This is a genomic window from Streptomyces sp. CB01881 (genome assembly GCF_002953255.1).
In the GTDB taxonomy this organism is placed as follows: domain Bacteria; phylum Actinomycetota; class Actinomycetes; order Streptomycetales; family Streptomycetaceae; genus Kitasatospora.
In genome coordinates this window covers 8,939,540-8,957,110 of the sequence record NZ_CP026498.1, presented here as the reverse complement: position 1 = coordinate 8,957,110, position 17,571 = coordinate 8,939,540, and the positions used below count along the sequence as shown (strand labels likewise).

At 72.8% G+C, this 17,571-nt stretch carries 17 protein-coding genes and 1 pseudogene; 8 read left to right on the top strand and 10 right to left on the bottom strand.

Translation table 11 applies throughout. The features are described from left to right. Positions 1 to 203: 203 nt before the first annotated feature. Together C2142_RS29205 and C2142_RS29200 are read right to left on the bottom strand one after the other, a co-directional pair. Complete coding sequence (locus tag C2142_RS29205; RefSeq protein ID WP_148645702.1) at positions 204 to 479, bottom strand: hypothetical protein; 276 nt, start codon at positions 477 to 479, stop codon at positions 204 to 206. A 37-nt stretch (positions 480 to 516) separates the two neighbouring features. Beyond that, a complete protein-coding gene (locus tag C2142_RS29200) occupies positions 517 to 708 on the bottom strand; it encodes a hypothetical protein (RefSeq protein ID WP_148645701.1) in 192 nt (63 codons plus the stop codon). A gap of 356 nt (positions 709 to 1,064) precedes the next feature. Between C2142_RS29200 and C2142_RS29195 the strand changes: the two genes are divergently transcribed. After that, positions 1,065 to 2,012, top strand: coding sequence for a LuxR C-terminal-related transcriptional regulator (locus C2142_RS29195; RefSeq protein ID WP_346766399.1), 948 nt, complete (start codon positions 1,065 to 1,067; stop codon positions 2,010 to 2,012). A gap of 120 nt (positions 2,013 to 2,132) precedes the next feature. On the opposite strand, the gene C2142_RS29190 is transcribed toward C2142_RS29195, so the two are convergent. Then, positions 2,133 to 3,254 (bottom strand): HoxN/HupN/NixA family nickel/cobalt transporter, encoded by a 1,122-nt coding sequence (locus tag C2142_RS29190; RefSeq protein WP_148645699.1) that lies wholly within the window; start codon positions 3,252 to 3,254, stop codon positions 2,133 to 2,135. A gap of 280 nt (positions 3,255 to 3,534) precedes the next feature. On the opposite strand from C2142_RS29190, the pseudogene C2142_RS29185 reads away from it, so the two are divergent. The 4 genes and pseudogenes from C2142_RS29185 to C2142_RS29170 all read left to right on the top strand — a co-directional run. Continuing rightward, a pseudogene (locus tag C2142_RS29185) lies at positions 3,535 to 4,497 on the top strand (hydrolase); the annotation flags it as partial. Positions 4,498 to 4,775: 278 nt separating this feature from the next. Beyond that, positions 4,776 to 6,638, top strand: a complete 1,863-nt coding sequence (locus tag C2142_RS29180; protein WP_148645697.1) for a CocE/NonD family hydrolase — start codon at positions 4,776 to 4,778, stop codon at positions 6,636 to 6,638. A 65-nt stretch (positions 6,639 to 6,703) separates the two neighbouring features. Further along, a complete protein-coding gene (locus tag C2142_RS29175; protein ID WP_148645696.1) occupies positions 6,704 to 6,991 on the top strand; it encodes a DUF1778 domain-containing protein in 288 nt (95 codons plus the stop codon). Next, positions 6,991 to 7,371, top strand: coding sequence for a PIN domain-containing protein (locus tag C2142_RS29170; protein ID WP_148645695.1), 381 nt, complete (start codon positions 6,991 to 6,993; stop codon positions 7,369 to 7,371). The genes C2142_RS29175 and C2142_RS29170 overlap by 1 nt, the downstream gene beginning before the upstream one ends. Positions 7,372 to 7,392: 21 nt before the next feature. On the opposite strand, the gene C2142_RS29165 is transcribed toward C2142_RS29170, so the two are convergent. After that, entirely contained in the window at positions 7,393 to 8,382 is a 990-nt protein-coding gene (locus C2142_RS29165; protein WP_174315766.1) for a phosphotransferase, read from the bottom strand. A 101-nt stretch (positions 8,383 to 8,483) separates the two neighbouring features. On the opposite strand from C2142_RS29165, the gene C2142_RS29160 reads away from it, so the two are divergent. Then, positions 8,484 to 9,185: an aspartate/glutamate racemase family protein gene (locus C2142_RS29160; RefSeq protein WP_148645996.1), complete on the top strand. Its 702-nt coding sequence runs from the start codon at positions 8,484 to 8,486 to the stop codon at positions 9,183 to 9,185. Between the two features lie 45 nt (positions 9,186 to 9,230). Here C2142_RS29160 and C2142_RS29155 read toward each other — a convergent pair whose 3' ends face one another. Together C2142_RS29155 and C2142_RS29150 are read right to left on the bottom strand one after the other, a co-directional pair. Next, a complete protein-coding gene (locus tag C2142_RS29155; protein ID WP_148645694.1) occupies positions 9,231 to 10,442 on the bottom strand; it encodes a hypothetical protein in 1,212 nt (403 codons plus the stop codon). After that, on the bottom strand, positions 10,432 to 11,016 hold the full coding sequence (locus C2142_RS29150; protein WP_148645693.1) for a SigE family RNA polymerase sigma factor: 585 nt from the start codon (positions 11,014 to 11,016) through the stop codon (positions 10,432 to 10,434). The genes C2142_RS29155 and C2142_RS29150 overlap by 11 nt, the downstream gene beginning before the upstream one ends. Before the next feature lie 191 nt (positions 11,017 to 11,207). Here C2142_RS29150 and C2142_RS29145 point away from each other — a divergent pair, with 191 nt between their 5' ends. Beyond that, on the top strand, positions 11,208 to 11,792 hold the full coding sequence (locus C2142_RS29145) for a hypothetical protein (RefSeq protein ID WP_241002842.1): 585 nt from the start codon (positions 11,208 to 11,210) through the stop codon (positions 11,790 to 11,792). Positions 11,793 to 11,838: 46 nt separating this feature from the next. Here C2142_RS29145 and C2142_RS29140 read toward each other — a convergent pair whose 3' ends face one another. Continuing rightward, a complete protein-coding gene (locus C2142_RS29140) occupies positions 11,839 to 13,086 on the bottom strand; it encodes a hypothetical protein (RefSeq protein ID WP_148645692.1) in 1,248 nt (415 codons plus the stop codon). A gap of 224 nt (positions 13,087 to 13,310) precedes the next feature. Continuing rightward, on the bottom strand, positions 13,311 to 16,118 hold the full coding sequence (locus C2142_RS29135; RefSeq protein ID WP_148645691.1) for a PKD domain-containing protein: 2,808 nt from the start codon (positions 16,116 to 16,118) through the stop codon (positions 13,311 to 13,313). A 284-nt stretch (positions 16,119 to 16,402) separates the two neighbouring features. Between C2142_RS29135 and C2142_RS41715 the strand changes: the two genes are divergently transcribed. Further along, complete coding sequence (locus C2142_RS41715) at positions 16,403 to 17,029, top strand: hypothetical protein (RefSeq protein ID WP_148645690.1); 627 nt, start codon at positions 16,403 to 16,405, stop codon at positions 17,027 to 17,029. A 66-nt stretch (positions 17,030 to 17,095) separates the two neighbouring features. Here the strand turns inward: C2142_RS41715 and C2142_RS29125 are convergent, their stop codons facing one another. Together C2142_RS29125 and C2142_RS29120 are read right to left on the bottom strand one after the other, a co-directional pair. Next, positions 17,096 to 17,290, bottom strand: a complete 195-nt coding sequence (locus C2142_RS29125; RefSeq protein WP_148645689.1) for a hypothetical protein — start codon at positions 17,288 to 17,290, stop codon at positions 17,096 to 17,098. After that, the gene (locus C2142_RS29120; protein WP_148645688.1) at positions 17,278 to 17,535 is read right to left on the bottom strand and encodes a hypothetical protein; all 258 of its coding nucleotides are present in this window, start codon (positions 17,533 to 17,535) and stop codon (positions 17,278 to 17,280) included. Before C2142_RS29120 ends, C2142_RS29125 begins: the two co-directional genes overlap by 13 nt. Positions 17,536 to 17,571 lie beyond the last annotated feature (36 nt).

The following is a 17,571-nucleotide window of genomic DNA, read 5'->3' as shown; positions in this document are numbered from 1 at the left end:
GTGCGGAGGCAGGCCTTGCGGGACATGAGTACTCCTGGAATGAGACACCGAGGCGCGGCGCGGCGCGGGGACGCACGGATCACCGGAAGGAGAGCGCCGGAGGAACCCCGGCACGACATGGCGGGGTGCGGCGTGGACGGCCACTTCGCGGACGCGCGGCACAGGGAAGAGCGCGGCGTGGAAGAGCGCGGCGTGGACGGCCGTCAGCAGACGAGGGAAACGCGCCAGGACCGGAAGGCCGGAGACCGCGAGAGGGCGGCGGAACACATGGCCAGCGAATGGGCGGGGGCGTGGGCGCCACTCCCGCCGCTGGTGAAGAGGACGAGGTCGATCGAGTCCTGGCCGGCTCTCGACTGGACGTGCTCCAGGCCGCCGCACGGATCGGCGTGGGCCCAGAGCACGTCCTTCAGGACATGGGCGTCGGCGGCGGTGGGCGCACGCCGGTCGGGGCTCGTCAGGGTGAGTCGGACAATGTGCATCGGGCTCGGTTCAGACTGCCGGTGCCGCCCGCGGCGGTCACTTCTTGTCGTCCCAGCTGATGCTGCCCGGGTCGCCCAGGCCGGGGTCGCTCGCCGCGGACACGCCCGCCACGGTGGTCGGTGCGGCGGCGGGGGCGGCGGAGGCGGAGGCGGCGACGGCAGGCAGAGCGAACGTGGCCACCACTGCCGCAGTCGCGAGGACACCGGAGACGCGAGCGGTAATCCGCATGGAGAACAACCCCCTGGTTGCTGGTCGGTCGGTACTTCGGACGGACGGCGGCTTCGTCCCCGCCGTCCACCGGACCCGGGGCTCTGCGCCCCGCGACTCGGTGACTCACATCCTGCAAGCCCGGACCGGTGCTCCGGAAGCCCCTCCCTGAGGCATCATCAGGCCTGGCAGCATGGCGCCACCCCACCCGCCCCTGCCGCCCCCGCCGCCCCCCGGGCGCATCGTCAGATCACCTTGCACACACATGTACGAACTGTGAGAATCGCACATGCGGCCCTTACAGAGGGCCGCGCGCACCGTCGGGACCGGGGGGAATCGTGCTCGAAGCGCTGGGACTTGGCCCAACCGCGGAAGCCGTGTACGCGGCCCTGCTGGCCGAGCCCGGGTGCCGGGTCACCGACCTGTGCCGCCGGTTCGGCCTCTCCGAGACCGCCGTCAGGGAGGCCCTCGACCAACTCGCGGACCTGACGCTGCTGCGCCCCTCCCAGGAGGTCTCCGGCGCGCTGCGCCCGGTCAGCCCGGCCGTGGGCCTGGAGGCCGTGATCCGCCGCCAGGAGGACGACCTCGCCCGCCGCCAGCAGGAGCTGGCCGCCAGCAAGGCCGCCGTCGCCCAGGCCGTCGCCGCCTACGCCGACCTGGTGCCCAACACCGCCTCGGACGCCACCGAGCGCCTGGTCGGCATGGACGCGATCCAGGCCAAGCTCGAAATGCTGGCGCGCGACCTGCGGGAGGAGTTCCTCGCCGCGATCTCGGGCGGGGCGCAGTCCCGGGCCAGCATGGACGCCGCCCGCCCGCTCGACCGGGCCGCGCTGGAGCGCGGCGTCGCCATGCGGACGCTCTACCAGGACAGCGCCCGCAACGACCAGGCCACCCACGCGTACGCCCAGTGGCTCACCGGGCTCGGCGGTCAGGTGCGGACGGCGCCGCTGCTGCCGCCCCGGCTGCTGGTGTTCGACCGGCACACCGCCGTGGTCCCGATCGACCCGACGCAGACCAGGCGCGGGGCCCTCTGCACCAGCGAGCCCGGGCTGGTCGCCTCCCTCGTCGCCCTGTTCGAACAGGCCTGGTCCACCGCCGTGCCGCTCGGCGCCGACCAGCCCACCCATCACGACACCGGCCTCACCCCGGCCGAGCGCGACCTGCTCCGGCTGCTCGGGACGGGCCTGACCGACGAGGCCGCCGGCAAGCGGCTCGGGATCTCGGTGCGCACCGTACGCCGCCAGATGTCCGCCCTGATGGAGCGCCTCGACGCCGCCAGCCGCTTCGAGGCGGGCCTCAAGGCGGCCCAGCGCGGCTGGCTGTAGACGGGCACCGGGCCCGGGGCGACCGGGCCCGGGGCCACCGGTACGGCGAGGGCCCGCCGCCCCCGGGGTCTCCCGGAGCCGGCGGGCCCTCGTCCGCGTCGTGGACGGGCGGGCGGGCGGCTACTCGGCGTCGGTGGCCGCCGCGGCCAGCCCCGCCGACCACTTCTCCTCGACCCTGCCGAACTTCCAGTACGCGATCGCGGCCGCCCAGGTCAGCACGAACAGGGCCACGATGGCGTACCCGACGAGGTTGAGGTCCAGCCCGCCGACCCAGGCGACCGGCCCGCTGGTGATGTCCAGCTTCTCGCCCAGCAGCCCGATCAGCTCGATCGAGCCGATGACCAGCGCGACCAGCACCGAGAGGCCGGTCACGGTCAGGTTGTAGTAGATCTTCCGGACCGGCTTGGAGAACGCCCACTCGTAGGCGAAGTTCATGAACGAGCCGTCGATGGTGTCCAGCAGGCTCATGCCGGCCGCGAACAGGACCGGCAGCACCAGCAGCGCGTACCAGGGGAGCTGGAAGGCCGCCGCGCCGCCGGCCAGGACCAGCAGCGAGACCTCGGTCGCGGTGTCGAAGCCGAGGCCGAAGAGCAGGCCGACCGGGTACATGTGCCACGGCTTGGTGACGGCCCTGGTCACCCGGCCCAGGATGCGGTTCATGAAGCCGCGCCGCTCCAGCTGCGCCTCCAGCTCGGCCTCGTCGTACTCGCCCTCCCGCATCTTGCGGAACACCTTGAGGATGCCGTTGAAGGCGCCCAGGTTGATCAGACCGAGCAGCAGCAGGAACGTCCCGGAGACGGTGACGCCGATCAGGCCGGTGGCCTCGTGCAGGGTGGAGTCGTCCGCCTCGACCTGCCCGGCGAGCGACTTGATCCCGAAGGCCAGCAGCGCGCAGAGGCCGAAGACGATCGACGAGTGGCCCAGCGAGAACCAGAAGCCGACCGAGAGCGGCCGCTTGCCCTGGCCCATCAGCTTGCGGGTGGTGTTGTCGATGGCCGCGATGTGGTCCGCGTCGAAGGCGTGCCGCATACCGAGGGTGTAGGCGGTGAGGCCCATGCCGGCGCCGAACACCTGCCCGCCGACGTCGTAGTGCTCGGGCGCGATGACCGCGAGCAGCGTGACCCAGCCGATCACGTGCAGGGCGAGGATGAAGCCGCCCATGCCGGCCAGGCGGATCCACTCCTCGCGGGTGAGCCGGTCGCGCCATCTGACGGCGGTGGCACCTGCGGCGGGGCTGGACATCGTGTCGTCCTTTCGGCGGTACATGCGGAGCCGGGCCATCTTTCCCCTGATGGGGAAGTACTTGCAAGTCATGCGCAACTACGGGATGGGGGCGAGCGGTGCACGGGAGCGCGAAGGGGTGCGTTCCGGAAGCGCGTACGCCCTCCCGAAGATCGTCATGCACCGTACAAACACCCGTAACCTCCGAAACCTTTCACCTGCGCGTCTACGCGCGGATACTCAGGTTCTACGCGCGAATACTCGGGCGCCGACACCTCAACTCCCCACGGAGGAACGGCAAATGATCCGCATTCGAACGGCCGCTGCCCTGGCCGCCTCGACTCTCCTCGCGGCGGGCCTCACCAGCCTCGCCCCCACCGCCTCGGCCACCCCCTCGGCCGCGACCGCCCCGGCCACCGCCGCCACCGCCGTCAGCGCGACCCCCCACCGCGTGCTGTTCGACAACAGCAAGGGCGAGACCGCCGGCAACGCCGACTGGATCATCTCCACCGCCCAGCCCGACCCGCTGGCCCAGAACGCCAACCCCACCACCGAGAAGAGCTGGACCGGCGCCCTCTCCGCGTGGGGCGTCGCCCTCCAGAAGACCGGCCAGTACAGCCTCAAGACCCTCCCGGCCGGCAACACCATCAGCTACGGCACCGGCGCCGCGCTGGACCTCGCCAACTTCGACACCTTCGTGATCCCCGAGCCGAACATCCGGTTCAGCACGGCCGAGAAGTCCGCCCTGATGCGCTTCGTCCAGAACGGCGGCGGGCTCTTCCTGATCTCCGACCACAACCAGAGCGACCGCAACAACGACGGCTGGGACTCCCCCAAGATCATCAACGACCTGCTCACCAACAACGGGGTGAACAACAACGACCCCTTCGGCTTCTCGGTCGACCTGCTCAACATCTCCACCGACAACCCGCGCGCGGTCAACGACGCCGCCGACCCGGTGCTGCACGGCCCCTTCGGCACCGTCACCGGCTCCATCCTGCGCGCCGGCACCACGTTCACCCTCAAGCCGGCCGACAACCCGTCGGTCAAGGGCCTGCTCTACCGCACCGGCTACAGCGGCAACACCGGCGCCTTCTTCGTCACCAGCGGCTACGGCTCCGGCCGCGTCGCGATCTGGGGCGACAGCTCCCCCGCCGACGACGGCACCGGACAGTCGGGCAACACCCTCTACAACGGCTGGAACGACCCGGCCGGCACCGACGCCGCCCTCGCGCTCAACGCCACCTCCTGGCTCAGCAAGGCGTGACACCGGGGCCCGTCAGAGCACGGCACCGGGCCTCGGCGGGGCCCGGTCGCCGGGCCTCGCCTGGGCCGGGCTCCGGGGCCCGGCCGGGCGTGACGCCCGGGCCCGCTCCGGCTCACCAGGAAATCGGCGGCATCCTCCCCTAGGGTCGGAATGCTGACGCCTGCGGCGCGGGCGGGCCCACCCGGCCCGCCCCGCACCGTGGCCCGCCGAGCGGGGACCCGCCCCAGCCGGGCTCCCCGCCGACCCGGGACTCCCGGGACCCGATGGGAGCGGCCATGCCCTCGTACCCCTACCGCACCATCCGCGAGGACCTGCGCGTCCCGCTGCCCGACGGCACCGGGCTGTACGCCCGCCTCTGGCGCCCGGTGACCGACGACCCCGTCCCCGCCCTACTGGAGTACTCCGCCGGACGCCTCACCGACTGGACCGCCTCCGACGACGCGCGCCGCCACCCCTGGTACGCCGGGCACGGCTACGCCTCCGCCCGGGTCGACCGGCGCGGCCACGGCAACTCCGGCGGCACCCCCGGCGACGCCACCGACCTCCCGGACGGGGCCGCCGTCCTCGCCTGGCTCGCCGGCCGCCCCTGGTGCAGCGGCCGGATCGGCCTGCTCGGCACCGGCCCCGCCGGCGCCACCGCCCTGCGGCTCGCCGCCCACGCCCCCGACGCCGTCCACGCCGTGGTCGCCGCCTGCCCCGAGACCGGCCTGCGCCCCGGCGGCGCCGTCCCCGCCGCCGACCTGCACGCCCGCGCCACCGCCCACCTCGCCGACGCGGCCCGCCCGCCGGACCCGCAGTACCTCGGCGACGACTGGCGGCCCCGGTGGCAGGAGCGGCTCGCCTCCCTGGAACCGCCCTTCCCCGGCTGGCTCGCCGACGCCCCGCCCGACGACCCGCCCGCCACCGCCGCCGTTCCCACCCTCGCCGTCGCCGGCTGGGGCGATCCGTCCTGCGCGCTGCTGCTGCGCCTGCTCGCCTCCGGGGCCGTCCCGGTCCGTGCCGTCCTCGGGCCCTGGCCGCACGGCCTGCCCGACGAGATCCTCCCCGAGACCCTCCGCTGGTGGGACCACTGGCTCCGGGACATCGACGCCGGCGCCCTCAAGACCCCCGTCCTGCGCAGCTGGATCAGCACCCGCTGGACCGGCGAGGAGGCCTGGCCCTCCCCCGACGTCCGCGACATCCACTACGGCCTCGACGGCCCGCTGCGCACCGCCGGCACCGCCTCGGACGACCGCCACGTCCAGGTCCGCTCCCCCCAGCACACCGGGCTCAACGCCGGCGCCTACGTCCCGGCCGGCCGGCCCGCCGACCAGCCGCCCGACCAGCGGGAGGAGGACGGGCGCTCCGTCTGCTTCGACTCCCAGCCCCTGCCCGAGCCGCTCGAACTCCTCGGCACGCCGTCCCTGCGGCTGCGCCTGCGCCCCTCGCCCGCCCCCGGCCTGGTCGTCGCCCGCCTCTGCGACGTCGCCCCCGACGGCACCTCCGTCCTGCTCACCCGCGGCGCCCTCGTCACCTCCCCGTCGGAGCCGGACGCCACCGTGGAGCTCGCCGCCGCCGGCACCACCGTCCCGCCCGGCCACCGGCTGAGGCTCGCCCTCTCCTCCGCCTACTGGCCGTGGCTCTGGCCCGACCCCGACCCCGCCGGCTTCGGCCTCGACCCGTCGCACAGCACGCTGACGCTCCCGGTCCGCCACCTCGCCGCCGACTCCGGCGCCGCCCCCGTCACCTTCGCCTCCCCCACCCTCCCGTTCCCGCCCCCCGTCCACACCACCGAGCCCCTCACCGCCCGCCCCGAGCGCCTCACCATCCACGACATCGCCCGCCACGAGTGGCGCACCGAGCTCTCCCCCGCCGCCGACGGCACCCGCACCCACCCCGACGGCCTGGTCCGTGACGAGCACACCGTCACCGCCTACCGCATCCTCACCGCCACCCCCACCAGCGCCCAGGCCCGCACCGACCGCACCGTCCGCCTCGAACGCCCCGCCATCGGCTGGGACATCACCCTCCAGACCCGCACCGAACTCCGCTGCACCCCCACCCACTTCCTCGCCCACACCCGGCTGACCGCCCTCGAAGCCGGCGACGTCGTCTTCACCCGCGACTGGCAGCAGCAGATCCCCCGGGAGAGCGATTGACAAGCCACCACCCACGTCACGTAAAACGGTAGGAACGACTTCCTACCATGCGCTACCGTGGAGGCATGACCGCACGGAAACTGTCGATCTCGGTTCCGCCGGAGGTCGAGGAGACGATCAAGGCAGCAGCGGCCGAAGAGGGCAAGCCGGTGTCCGCCTGGCTGGCGGAGGCCGCCGTCGAGAAGGCTCAGGTCGCCGCTCTTCACGCACAGGGTCGCGCCGCCGCGCGTGAGCTCGTTGCGGAGTACGAGAGCGAGCACGGCAAGCTGCCCCAGGAGTCACGACAGCGGGCCCGCCAGTTCCTCCTGGAGGCCGGGCTCCTGGACGACGAGCCCTGGTCGGCGGTCGGGTAGTGCGCACCATCGTCTACGACACCGGCGCGCTCCTGGCCGCCGAGCGCCGTAACCCCGACTTCCTGGCACTGCACGACGAGCTGACCGCTGCACACATCAGGCCGATCGTTCCCGTGGTCGTCCTCGCGCAGGCCTGGCGAGGTGGACCTCAGCACCAGATCTCGCGAGTACTCAAGGGCTGCGATGTCCTTCCCGATGACCAGCGCATCGGCCGCGCCGCCGGCATCGCCTGCGGCGCCTCGGGAACGTCGGACGTCGTCGATGCGATCGTCGTTGCAACCGCCGTCCAGCACCAGGCCGCCGTGGTCACCAGCGACCCGGATGACCTGACCCACCTGGCCGACTCCATCGGAGTCAAGCTCCGCCTCTTCACGGTCTGATCAGGGACCGATCTCAGCCGCCTACGGGAACACAAGCGCCAGCGCCTCCCCCAGGTTGTACTCCGCGATCGCCCGCATCGCGTCGCGGTGCGGGAAGTCCCCGTCGAGCAGGCGCAGCGGGCCGGCGACGAGGGAGAGTCGCATCGCCAACGCGTAGAGGGCGAGGCGGTGTTGGTCGAGGTCTTCGGTGTGCAGGTGGTGGTAGTGGGTGCCGAAGCGGATGCGGAGGAAGGCGTGCTCCCATTCGGGGTCGAAGTGCATCAGCCCCTCGATGTCGATGAGCACCGGTTCGCCGGCCGTGTCCACGAGCACGTGGTCGGGCCCGAGTTCGCCGTGCACCAGCCCGTACCGGGTGCGCGGGCGGACCGCCGCGTACCGGGTGTGCAGCAGGGCCGCGAGCCGGTCGCGGGCGGCGGCGATCCGCGCGTCCCGGCGGGCCGCCTCGGCGAGGTCGGCGAGGGCCCGGTCGTGGACCAGCTGTTCGCAGGAACCACCCCGTGACGTACCGCCGTTGTCGAGCAGCGCGAGCTTGCCGTAGGCCGCCGTGCCGCCGTTGCCGCGCAGCACGTCGAGGGTGTGGCCGAGCCGGGCCAGGACCGGCTGCGCCGCGCGCGGGTCGCGGTCGAGGAGTGTTTCGAGGTTCTCGCCGGGGACGTCCTCGACCACCGCGGCGTCCGCAGGGACGTGGTCCCCGCTCCGGTCGGCGAGGTGCAGGCGCGGTGTCCGCACGCCGACGGCCGTCAGCCGCCGGTGCGCGGCTTCGAAGAGGTCGAGTCCGGAGGCGTGCGCCAGCGGGTCGGCGTCGTCCGCGACCGCGCCGGGCCAGTAGTTCTCGGCGTCGCCCCAGACGTACGCGATCGCCGTCCCGCCGTCGTCGAACGCGAGCCGGTAGACGCCCTTCTTGCTCCCGCCCCGCAGCCGTTCGACGCCGTCGAGCCGCCGCCCGGCCCCGTACGCCGCCCGCGCCAGAGCCGCCAGTTGCCCCTGCGTCACGCCCGTCGTCCCACCCATGCGCCGCTCTCCCCCTCGTGCTCGAAGCGGAGGACAGCATAGAGGCTAAAAGGAATCCTTATGGCTTTACTCGTCCATCAAGGAAGTGTTTATATGTGCCCATGAAGACACTGGGCCTGATCGGCGGCATGAGCTGGGAGTCCACCGCCGAGTACTACCGGACGCTCAACCAGCTCACCCGCGAGCGCCTCGGCGGCCTGCACTCCGCCCGGCTGGTGCTCTACTCCGTCGACTTCGCCGCCGTCGAACGCCTCCAGGCGGAGGGCCGTTGGACGGAGGCCGGCGAGCTCCTCGCCGACGCGGCGAGCTCGCTGGAGGCGGCCGGCGCCGAACTGCTGCTGATCTGCACCAACACCATGCACCGGGTGGCCGACCAGGTCGAGGCGGCCGTCTCCGTCCCGCTGCTCCACCTCGCCGACGCGACCGCCGACGCCGTCCGGGCCGCCGGCCTGCGCCGGGTCGGCCTGCTGGGAACGGCGTTCACGATGGAACAGGACTTCTACCGCGGCCGGCTGGAGGCGCACGGCCTCACCGTCCTCGTCCCCGACGCGGCCGGACGCGCCCTCGTCCACCGGGTCATCTACGAGGAGCTCTGCCTGGGCGTCGTCCGCGAGGAGTCGCGCGCCGGATACCGGCAGGTGATCGAGGAGCTGGTCGCCGCCGGCGCCGAGGGCGTGATCCTCGGCTGCACCGAGATCGAGCTGCTGGTCGGCGTCGGGGACAGCCCCGTCCCGCTCTTCCCGACGGCCCGCCTGCACGCCGAGGCCGCCGTCGGGGCGGCGCTCGCGGGCGACGGACGGTAGGCCCCGCGCCGCCGTCCCCTGAGCGGCGGCGCGAGGCCCACGGGCTCAGGAACGCCAGGAGGGGGCGGTGACGATCGCCTTGAGCTGTTCGAGGCTGAGCGCGGGCTGGCCGGGCCGGGCGGTGTAGCCGTTCTCGCCGTTCTGCTCGAAGATCTCGATCTTCCGGCCGTCCGCGTAGTAGACCGCCGCCGACCAGTGCAGGAGCGGTTCGGTCGCCGTCTTGCCGTTCCCGAAGCTGTTGGTGACGACCAGGCTGCCGTCGGCCCGCTGCTCCCGCACCGCCAGCGGTCCGGCCGAGCCCGGCGACCCGGCGTACTCCTTGTCCTGCTGCCCCCGCTTGCCCGGCTGGGTGACGTTCAACGTGAGCATGCTGGTGCGGCCCTCGTACGTCACCGTGAGGTGCGGGTCGCTCTTACCGTCCTGCCCGGACGGCACCGCGCCCTGCGGAAGCAGCGGGACGAGCTTCGCGAGCAGCTCCTCGGCCTTCGGGCCCGGCTCCGGGGTCGGCGGCTTGGGCGGGTTCTCCCGGGCCGGCAGCGCGTCGAAGACCCGGTCCCAGGCCGGCGCGGTGACCAGGGCGCGCAGCTGGTCGGCGTCGAGCGGCGGGTTCTCCCGGTTGGTGTTCTCCCGCTGCCCGTTGTACTCGAAGACCTGCACACGCCGGCCGTCCGCCGACGCCCAGGTCGCGCGCCACTCGCGGAGGCGTTCGTCCGACCTGTCCCGCAACTTGTCGATCACCAGCGCGGAGCCGTCCGAGCCCGTCGTGCGCTCGCAGGAGTCCTGCGGCGTGCTGAACGAGTCCATGCAGACGGCGGCGGCGTCCGGGGTCAGCTCGGTACGGTCGACGGTGTAGTGGATGATGCTCTCCCCCTTGCCGTCGTCGAGGTAGAGCCCGCCGTCGGTCCGGTACCTGTCGCCGGTGGGACCGGGCACACCGGGCGTCTCGACGCGCTCGAACCTGACCTTGCCCTGCGGCAGGAGCGAGGTGACCAGCTCCACCACCTCTGCGGAGGTCATCGGCCGCACCGGCTCGGTGGCCGGGCGGACGTCGTCCGCCCCGACGCCGCCGCCGAAGGCCGCGAAGCTCCCGACGACCAGGACCACGACGGCCAGCCCGCCGGCCACGGCCGCCAGCCGCCGGCTGCGCCGGACCCGGGCGCGCCGCTCGGCGTCGGCGACGAGCCGGTACAGGGCCGGGTCCGGCGCCAGGTCCGCCGCGGCGCGCAGGGTCACGGCGAAATCGTCCTCAAAGGTCATGGCGAACAACCGCCTTCTCACTGGTCGGAGCGTTCGGTTCCCGGCCGGGCCCGGCCGTGGCGAGGTCGGTGCCGAGCGCGGCGCGCATCCGGGCCAGCGCCCGGCTGCTGCGCGAGCGGACGGCCGTGCTGCTCAGACGCAGTGCGGCGGCCGTCTCCTCGACGCTGCGGTCCTCCCAGAACCGCAGCACCAGCACGGCCCGGTCCTGCGCCGGTATCTCGCCGAGCGCCCTCAGCAGCGTCAGCCGCAGCGCCGGGTCGGGACCGTCCACGGCGGTCTCGGGCACGCTGTCGGTGACCCGCTCGGAGCTGCTGCGCTTCCTGCGGTACGACAGGAAGGTGTTGACCAGGACGGTCTGCGCGTACCCGCTCGGGTTGTCGAGGCGGGAGACCTTGCGCCACTTCATGAAGACGCGGCCGAGCGCCTCCTGGACGAGGTCCTCGGCCAGGTGGGCGTCGCCGCCGGTGAGCAGGAAGGCGGTCCGCTGCAGGTGCCGGCCCCGGGACACCACGAACGCCGGGAAGTCGGGCGGCGCCGGCTCGGCCGGTGTGTCCGCACTCGGTGTTTGACTCATAACCCTTTAACGCCGTTGACCCGTGCTCATGTGGCAGCCCCCTGACGAGGATTCGGGACGGGTGCGCCTCCGGCCCCGGGTCTGGCCCCGCCGACCGGGCGGGCCCGGGCACTGCCGGAAGCGCCCTAGACTCCCCGGATGAACAACGACCCGTTCCGTCCCACCGTCGACGCGGCCACCGGGCCGGCGGCGTGAGCCTCCCGCGGCTGGTCCGCGACGCGCAGCCGGAGCTGACCGCGCTCTGGCAGAGCCGCTGGCCCGCCAGCCCGCCGGTCGGGCACATGGTCAGCAACCCGTACTGGGAGGTGTGGGTGCGCTTCCACAGCCTGCCGAAGTCGAAGCGCTACCCCGGCGACGAGGGCGAGTACGCCATCGTCCTGGAGCGCTACAACACCGTCCTGGACGAGCTGTTCGCCGGGCGGGACGTCCACGTCGTCACTTCCAAGTGGACGACCGGGCCCGACGCGCCACGGCACCGGCCACGCGCGGGCTACTGGCAGACCCTGCTCATGAGCGACGACCCGAACCCGAAGTTCCGCACCTACCAGCACCTCTACGCCGTCCGGCGCGCCTGGCAGCGCGGCTGCCTGGACGGACTGCTGCGCGCCGTGGCCAACGACGTGGCCGCCGATGTACTGATCACCGACACGGAGTTGGAGCGCATCCACCACCCGTACGACGGCGGCGCCGACGTCCTGCTCACGAGCACGGAGGAGCGCGACCGGCTCCGCGAGCGGCACGCGGACTGGCTCTCCAAGCACCCGCAGGGGCTCTGACCGCGCGGCCTCCCCGGCCGGTCGGGGAGGCCTTTCGCCCTGGGGGTCAGCCGGTGGTGAAGAAGCCGGTCAGGTCGGTGATCAGGTCGAGCGGGCCGCCGGCGTTGAAGACGGAGAAGGTGCCCCCGTTCAGCCCGGTGGTCACCGAGTTGGCCGAGGTCGTCGCCGGCTCGACGTTGAGGTTGGAGGTGTCCGGCCGGTTCGGGCCCGGGTACACCGTGAGGTGGCCGGGGGTGGAGACGTTGGTGGCCGTGACGTTGGTCTCGACGGCCACGACGTCGGGGGTGGAGCCGTCCGACGAGAGGACCGCGATCCGCCTCGTCTCGTAGTAGCCGAGCGCGCGGCCGGCGACGCGGCTGTCGAACTGCCGGACGGGCTGCTTGAGGGCGCGGAACAGGCCGGTGCCCGAGGGACCGTAGTAGCCGACGACGTCGACGACGACGTTCACCGCGCCGGCGTTGTTGTAGATGTTGATCCGCCCGTCCTCGCCGACCGGCACCACCACCTGGTTCGGGGTGCTGCGCCGGATCGGGACGTTGATGTTCGAGCCCTCGGCCGGGCGCGCCGTACCGCCGGGGTAGACCGTCACGAAGGTGTCCGCGGTGCTCTCGGTGGCGGTGACGCTGAGGACCACCGCGCGGGCGTCCGCGGTGCCGAGTTCGGGGCGGGCGACCTTGATCGAGCGGGTCGTGCGGCCTCCGATCGGACCGGCGCTGTCGGTCCGGGTGTCGGTGACCCGGGTCGGGGTCAGCGGGGCGAACTCGTCGCCCGCGCCGGGCTGGTAGTAGCCGACCACGTCGAGGATGACGTCGGTCCTCCCGGCGCTGTTGAAGATGTCGACCGTGGGCCGGCCCGTGCCCTGACCGAGCGCGACCGTGACCAGGTTGGAGATCGTCTGGCCGGGGATGAAGTTCAGACTGGAGGTTTCGGGCGCTCCGCCGCCCGCGGGCACGCCGCCTCCGAGCGTGAGGTAGCCCGTGGCGGTCTGGTTGGTGGCGGTCACGTTGACCACCACGGCCGTCGCCCCGTGCGGGATCACGTCGCCCTGCAGCAGGGCGACGTAGTGCTCACCGGGGCCGATCGGCGTGCGGGGCGAGTGGTTGGGCGTGTTGTCGGTCCGGGTGTCCAGCATCCGGGTCGGGGCCATGCCCACGAAGCCGCCCGCGTCGGTGACGCTGTCGGACCAGCCCGACGCCGCGGTCGGGGCTGCGACGGCCGGCGAGACGGCCAGAACGGGAACGGTCAGGGCGAGGGCCGTGAGGACGGCGAAGGTGGTCGTGTTGCGGGCGCGCATGCTTGGTTCCCCCCAAGTAATGCTGCTGGACTGGCAGTTCCGGACGCTCCGGCATTCCTAGGACGTCCGGCCCCGGGCCGGGTTGCAGGTCGGTCCGAAAGTTTTTGCGGGCGGCCTCACGGACCCGGCAACGACCCGGAACAACCCGCAACGCCCCGCAACGCCCGAGGGCCGGCACCCCGTGGACGGGGTGCCGGGCCTCGGGCCGCCGTGCGGCCGGGCGGCTACTGGTTCCGGTAGTAGCCGAAGAGGTCCGCGACGACGTGCGTCGTCCCGGCGTTGTTGGCGAGGTCGAACCGGCCCTGGGCGTCGACCGGGATCGTGGTGTGGTTGGGGACGTCCAGCCCGGGGGTGGCGTTGAGGTTGCTGGTGCCTGGGCGGGCGCTGCCGCCGGCCCAGGCCGTGAGGTGGGTGGGCGTCGTGGTCTCGGTCGCGGTCAGGTTGACGGCCGCGGCGGTCGCGCCGGCCGGGACGCCGCCCACCGTGCGGACCGAGCCCGGGCCGAACGGAGACCCGTCGCGCGAGTCGAGCAGCCGGGTGGGCGTGACGGGGGTGAACAGGCCCTTGCCGTCCGGGCTGTAGTAGCCGAAGACGTCCACCACGGCGTGCGAACGGCCGGCCCGGTTGTACAGCTCGACGCTGCCGTCCGCCCCCAGCGGGACCACCACCTGGTTGGGGATGTTCCGGCCCGGGACGGTGTTGAGGTTGGAACCCGCGGCGGGGCGCGCGGTGCCCGCCGGGTAGACCGTGAAGAAGCCGGTGGAGGTGGACTCCGTGGCCGTCACGTTGAGCACCACCGAGGTGGCGTTGGCCGGGACGCCGCCGGCCCCGGCCACCTTCAGCCGGCGGGTGGCGCCCTGGCCGAGCGCGCTGTCGTCGCTCCGGGTGTCGAGCAGCCGGGCCGGGGCGACGGAGGTGAAGCGGTCGGGGCTGTCGCCCTTGAAGTAGCCCAGGACGTCGGCGACGGTGTGGACGTAGCCCGCGTTGTTGCGGACCACCACCAGCCCGTCGGGGCCGATCGGGACCGTCACCAGGTTGGCGACGTCCTGGCCGGGGCCGAAGTTGACGTTCGAGGTGGCCGACCGGGCGAGGTGGGACGGGTAGACGTCCAGGTGGCTGTTGGCGGTGCCCCCGGTGGCGGTCAGGTTCAGCACGACGGCCGTGGCGCCGGGCGGCACGATGTCGGTCGCGCCGGTGCTGCGGCCGCGGACGTAGAGGTCCATGGTCTCGCCGGGACCGAGGCGCGGGTAGCGGCTCCCGGGCTCGCGGGAGTCCAGGATGCGGGTCGGCGCGATCGCGGTGAAGCCGGACGGGGTGTAGGCGACGGTGACCTGGCCGGTGCTGGTCACGGTGGCACCGGACGCGTCGGTCACGGTGCCCTTCACGGTGTACGTGCCGGGCCTGGCGTACACGTGGTGGGCGGGGCCGTAGCCGTCGACCGGCTGGGCCGTGCCGTCGCCGAAGTCGTAGGAGAGGTTCGAGATCGGCCACGGGCTGCTCGCCGTCGCGGTGACGTCCGCCGTGACGGCGAGCGGGTCGCGTCCGCTGTCCGCGGCCACCGTGAGGCTGGCGGTCAGCGGCTTGTCCTCGCCCACCCGCACCGGCCACTCCAGCCGGTCGGTGACCCTGCCTCCGCGGTCGTCGGTGACGGTGACCTGCGGGTGGTACTCGGCCGGGGTGGTGTAGGTGTGGCGGACCGTCGCATCGGCCGTGGTGACCGGCGCGGTGCCGTCGCCGAAGTCGAAGGTGTAGGCGAGCTTCGTCGGCCAGGTGTTGGTGGCGGTGGCCTTCAGCTCGACAGTGAACGGGGCGGGGCCGGTCGGGGGCTCGTACACGGTGCCCTTGGCTTCCAGCCGCACGTCGTCGAGGCCGACGATCTCGTACGCCCCGCGGTCGCGGAAGCTGCCGGCCGGGCCGGTGTTGGCGACGTCCGGGTGGTCGACGGCGCCGTGCCCGAGCAGGTCGGTGGCGGGTACGCCGGGAGCCTGCGGATCGGCGGAGTCGGTTGAGCCGTGGCCGGCGCCGAAGAGATTCACCAGGGGGACGGACAGCGGCCAGTAGGCACTGTCGAACTGGACGGAGGCGCCGCCATCGTGCTTGCCCTGCCCCGTCGCGGCAGTCAGGTCCGCGGCCCGCATGTACGAGACGTCGGCCCACTTGTAAGCGGGATAGAGGTCCCCCGGCGAGGCCGAGCTCACACTGTTGTAGTCGACACTGGTCCCAGCCGTCGAAGCGGCGGACACCTGGACCGTTCCCATGGTCACGAGGTTGTTGGCGATCGTCGCGTGATCGGAGGCGCCGGCCAGGTCGATGGCGATCGCGGTCGACCACTGCCAGTGCACGGTGTTGCTGGTGATCAGCGTGCCGGGCGCGTCGGTCACGGAGACGGCGGGCGCGCCGAAGACCGTCGCGAAGTCGTTCCCGGAGATCCTCGTCCCGGTGACGCCCGCGCCGAGCTTCACGCCACCACCCGTGGTTTCGTGGAAGACCGACCGCTCGACCGTGACCTGCTCGCTCGGACCCGTGACACTGACACCAGGCCGGACGGTCTCACTGTCCGACTTCCCGATCCAGTTGCCCGAGAGCTCGACCCGGCTGACGTTGTCGAGCTCGAAGCCCTTCACCTCGAAGCCGGAGAAGACGATGTCGTGCTGGCCCGATATCCGCACCGGCAGCCGCGACGGGCCGGCGATGCTCGGCTGGCTGTGCAACGCGGCCCTGCCGAGCCGCCCCCGGCCCCGGCCCCGGAAGGTGATCGGCTTGCCGGGCTCGCCGGACCGCCGGACGACCACGTCCTCCAGGTAGTCGCCCTGGAAGACATCCACGGTCTGCCCGGGCTGGACCTTGTCCGCAGCGGCCTGGATGGTGCAGAACGGCCTGGCCTCGGTGCCCGGACCACTGTCGGTGCAGAAGCCGTTGCTGCTCCTGACATACAGGACGGCAGGCGGCTCGGCCGCGACGGCGGGCAACGGCAGCCCGACGACGGCGGACACCACGGCGGCGCTCAGGCCGACGGCATGACGAAGACGCACGGTGTGCTTCCCCCAGGGGTGATAGAGGCCCGGTCGCGCTCGGCCCGCTTGCGCTGCGAGAGCCGCGGTTGCGCTGATGGAGCGTCTGCGGAGCATTGGTGAGCATTATGCGGGCAGGGGTGATCGTTTCAGTCACCCGGGGTGGCTGGAAACGTTCCGCTCCACCCCGCCCGTCCGGTCGATATGCGTATCTGACGGACAGTCCGATGCCTGCCGGATGAAATGATCCGTACGCAACGGCAGGAACCGGCAGCAGCAGAATGGGGTGGCGCAGGGTGACGACCGTGGACAGGGTGCAGATCACCGGAGGCGACGACTGGACGATGCCGGTCGGTTCGCGGTTCCCGGACGCGCTGAGGGTGCGGGCCTTCACCGACGAGATGCCAGTGCCGGACGCGGAGGTGACGTTCACGGTCTCCGGAGCGGCTTCGTTCGCCGGCGCGGCAGGGGCAGCCGGGGCGACGGTCACGGTCAAGGCCGACGAGGACGGGTTCGCCGCCGTGGAGCTCATCGCCGGCGAGGAGCCCGGTGCGGTGGAGGTGACGGCCACCTGGGGCGACGACCGGGCGGTGTTCGGCCTCACCGTGAGCGACGCGGAGCGCCTGATGCCGGCGCCGCTGGTCGAGGGGGCGTGGGAGGGTGCGCTCGCCCTGGGGCGGATGGCCCAGGTCACGGTGGTGGTCCCGGCGATGGGGACGCTGACGGCGGGGAGCGTCCTCCAGATGGTGTGGGAGGGGGACGACGACGCCCGCTGCGAGGTCGAGCGCACCATCACCGTGAACGGGGAGGGTCTGTACCAGGCCTTCTACGTCGTGGCCGCGTACGCACCGCTCGGCGACACGAAGGTGAGCTACCGGATCTCCGGGGCCGAGTACGGCGCCCGGACGCTGGCCCTGAAGGTGACCGAGTAGCAAGCACCTCGGACGTAAGACAGTTGAGGCCGCCCGGTGCTGAGAGCCGGGCGGCTTCAGTGCTTCTCAGGCACGTTTGCCGCGGGTCGGGCGGTTCTCCTGTGCGGGGGCGTTCACCAGGTCCTCGCCCTCCGGGCGGCGGGGCATCCGCAGAGTGGCCACCGCGCCGAGGGCGACGGTCCCGAAGGCGAGGAGCAGGAGGAGGAACAGGGCGAGGCCGACGAGAGCGCGGGCGACGCCGGGGTGGGTCAGGACGGACACTGCTCGGCCGCCTTCTCGTGGTCGAGAAGGCGGTTCAGCAGGTTGAGGAGGGTGGAGACGGGCGCGTTGCCGAAGCGGATGAGGACGCGGCCGTCCACGATGCTGTCGGTGGTGGCGGAGGGCCAGACGATGCCCGACTTCTTGCCCCGCTCGTGGAGTTCGGCGAGAAGAGCCATGACCTGGACCTCGGTGTAGGCCCGCATCCGGGGGTCGTCCGGCGCGATCGGGGCGCGGTTGTCGTTCATGCGGCGGCCGCCAACTGCAGCGTGAGGTGGGCCGCC

Excerpts from the sequence above, each read along its gene's own strand:
- C2142_RS29140 (WP_148645692.1), bottom strand. The coding sequence starts at position 13,086 with ATGCGCGCCCGCAACACGACCACCTTCGCCGTCCTCACGGCCCTCGCC.
- C2142_RS29160 (WP_148645996.1), top strand. The coding sequence starts at position 8,484 with ATGAAGACACTGGGCCTGATCGGCGGCATGAGCTGGGAGTCCACCGCC.
- C2142_RS29155 (WP_148645694.1), bottom strand. The coding sequence starts at position 10,442 with ATGACCTTTGAGGACGATTTCGCCGTGACCCTGCGCGCCGCGGCGGAC.
- C2142_RS29190 (WP_148645699.1), bottom strand. The coding sequence starts at position 3,254 with ATGTCCAGCCCCGCCGCAGGTGCCACCGCCGTCAGATGGCGCGACCGG.
- C2142_RS29200 (WP_148645701.1), bottom strand. The coding sequence starts at position 708 with ATGCGGATTACCGCTCGCGTCTCCGGTGTCCTCGCGACTGCGGCAGTG.
- C2142_RS29150 (WP_148645693.1), bottom strand. The coding sequence starts at position 11,016 with ATGAGTCAAACACCGAGTGCGGACACACCGGCCGAGCCGGCGCCGCCC.
- C2142_RS29205 (WP_148645702.1), bottom strand. The coding sequence starts at position 479 with ATGCACATTGTCCGACTCACCCTGACGAGCCCCGACCGGCGTGCGCCC.
- C2142_RS29175 (WP_148645696.1), top strand. The coding sequence starts at position 6,704 with ATGACCGCACGGAAACTGTCGATCTCGGTTCCGCCGGAGGTCGAGGAG.
- C2142_RS29165 (WP_174315766.1), bottom strand. The coding sequence starts at position 8,382 with ATGGGTGGGACGACGGGCGTGACGCAGGGGCAACTGGCGGCTCTGGCG.
- C2142_RS29180 (WP_148645697.1), top strand. The coding sequence starts at position 4,776 with ATGCCCTCGTACCCCTACCGCACCATCCGCGAGGACCTGCGCGTCCCG.
- C2142_RS29120 (WP_148645688.1), bottom strand. The coding sequence starts at position 17,535 with ATGAACGACAACCGCGCCCCGATCGCGCCGGACGACCCCCGGATGCGG.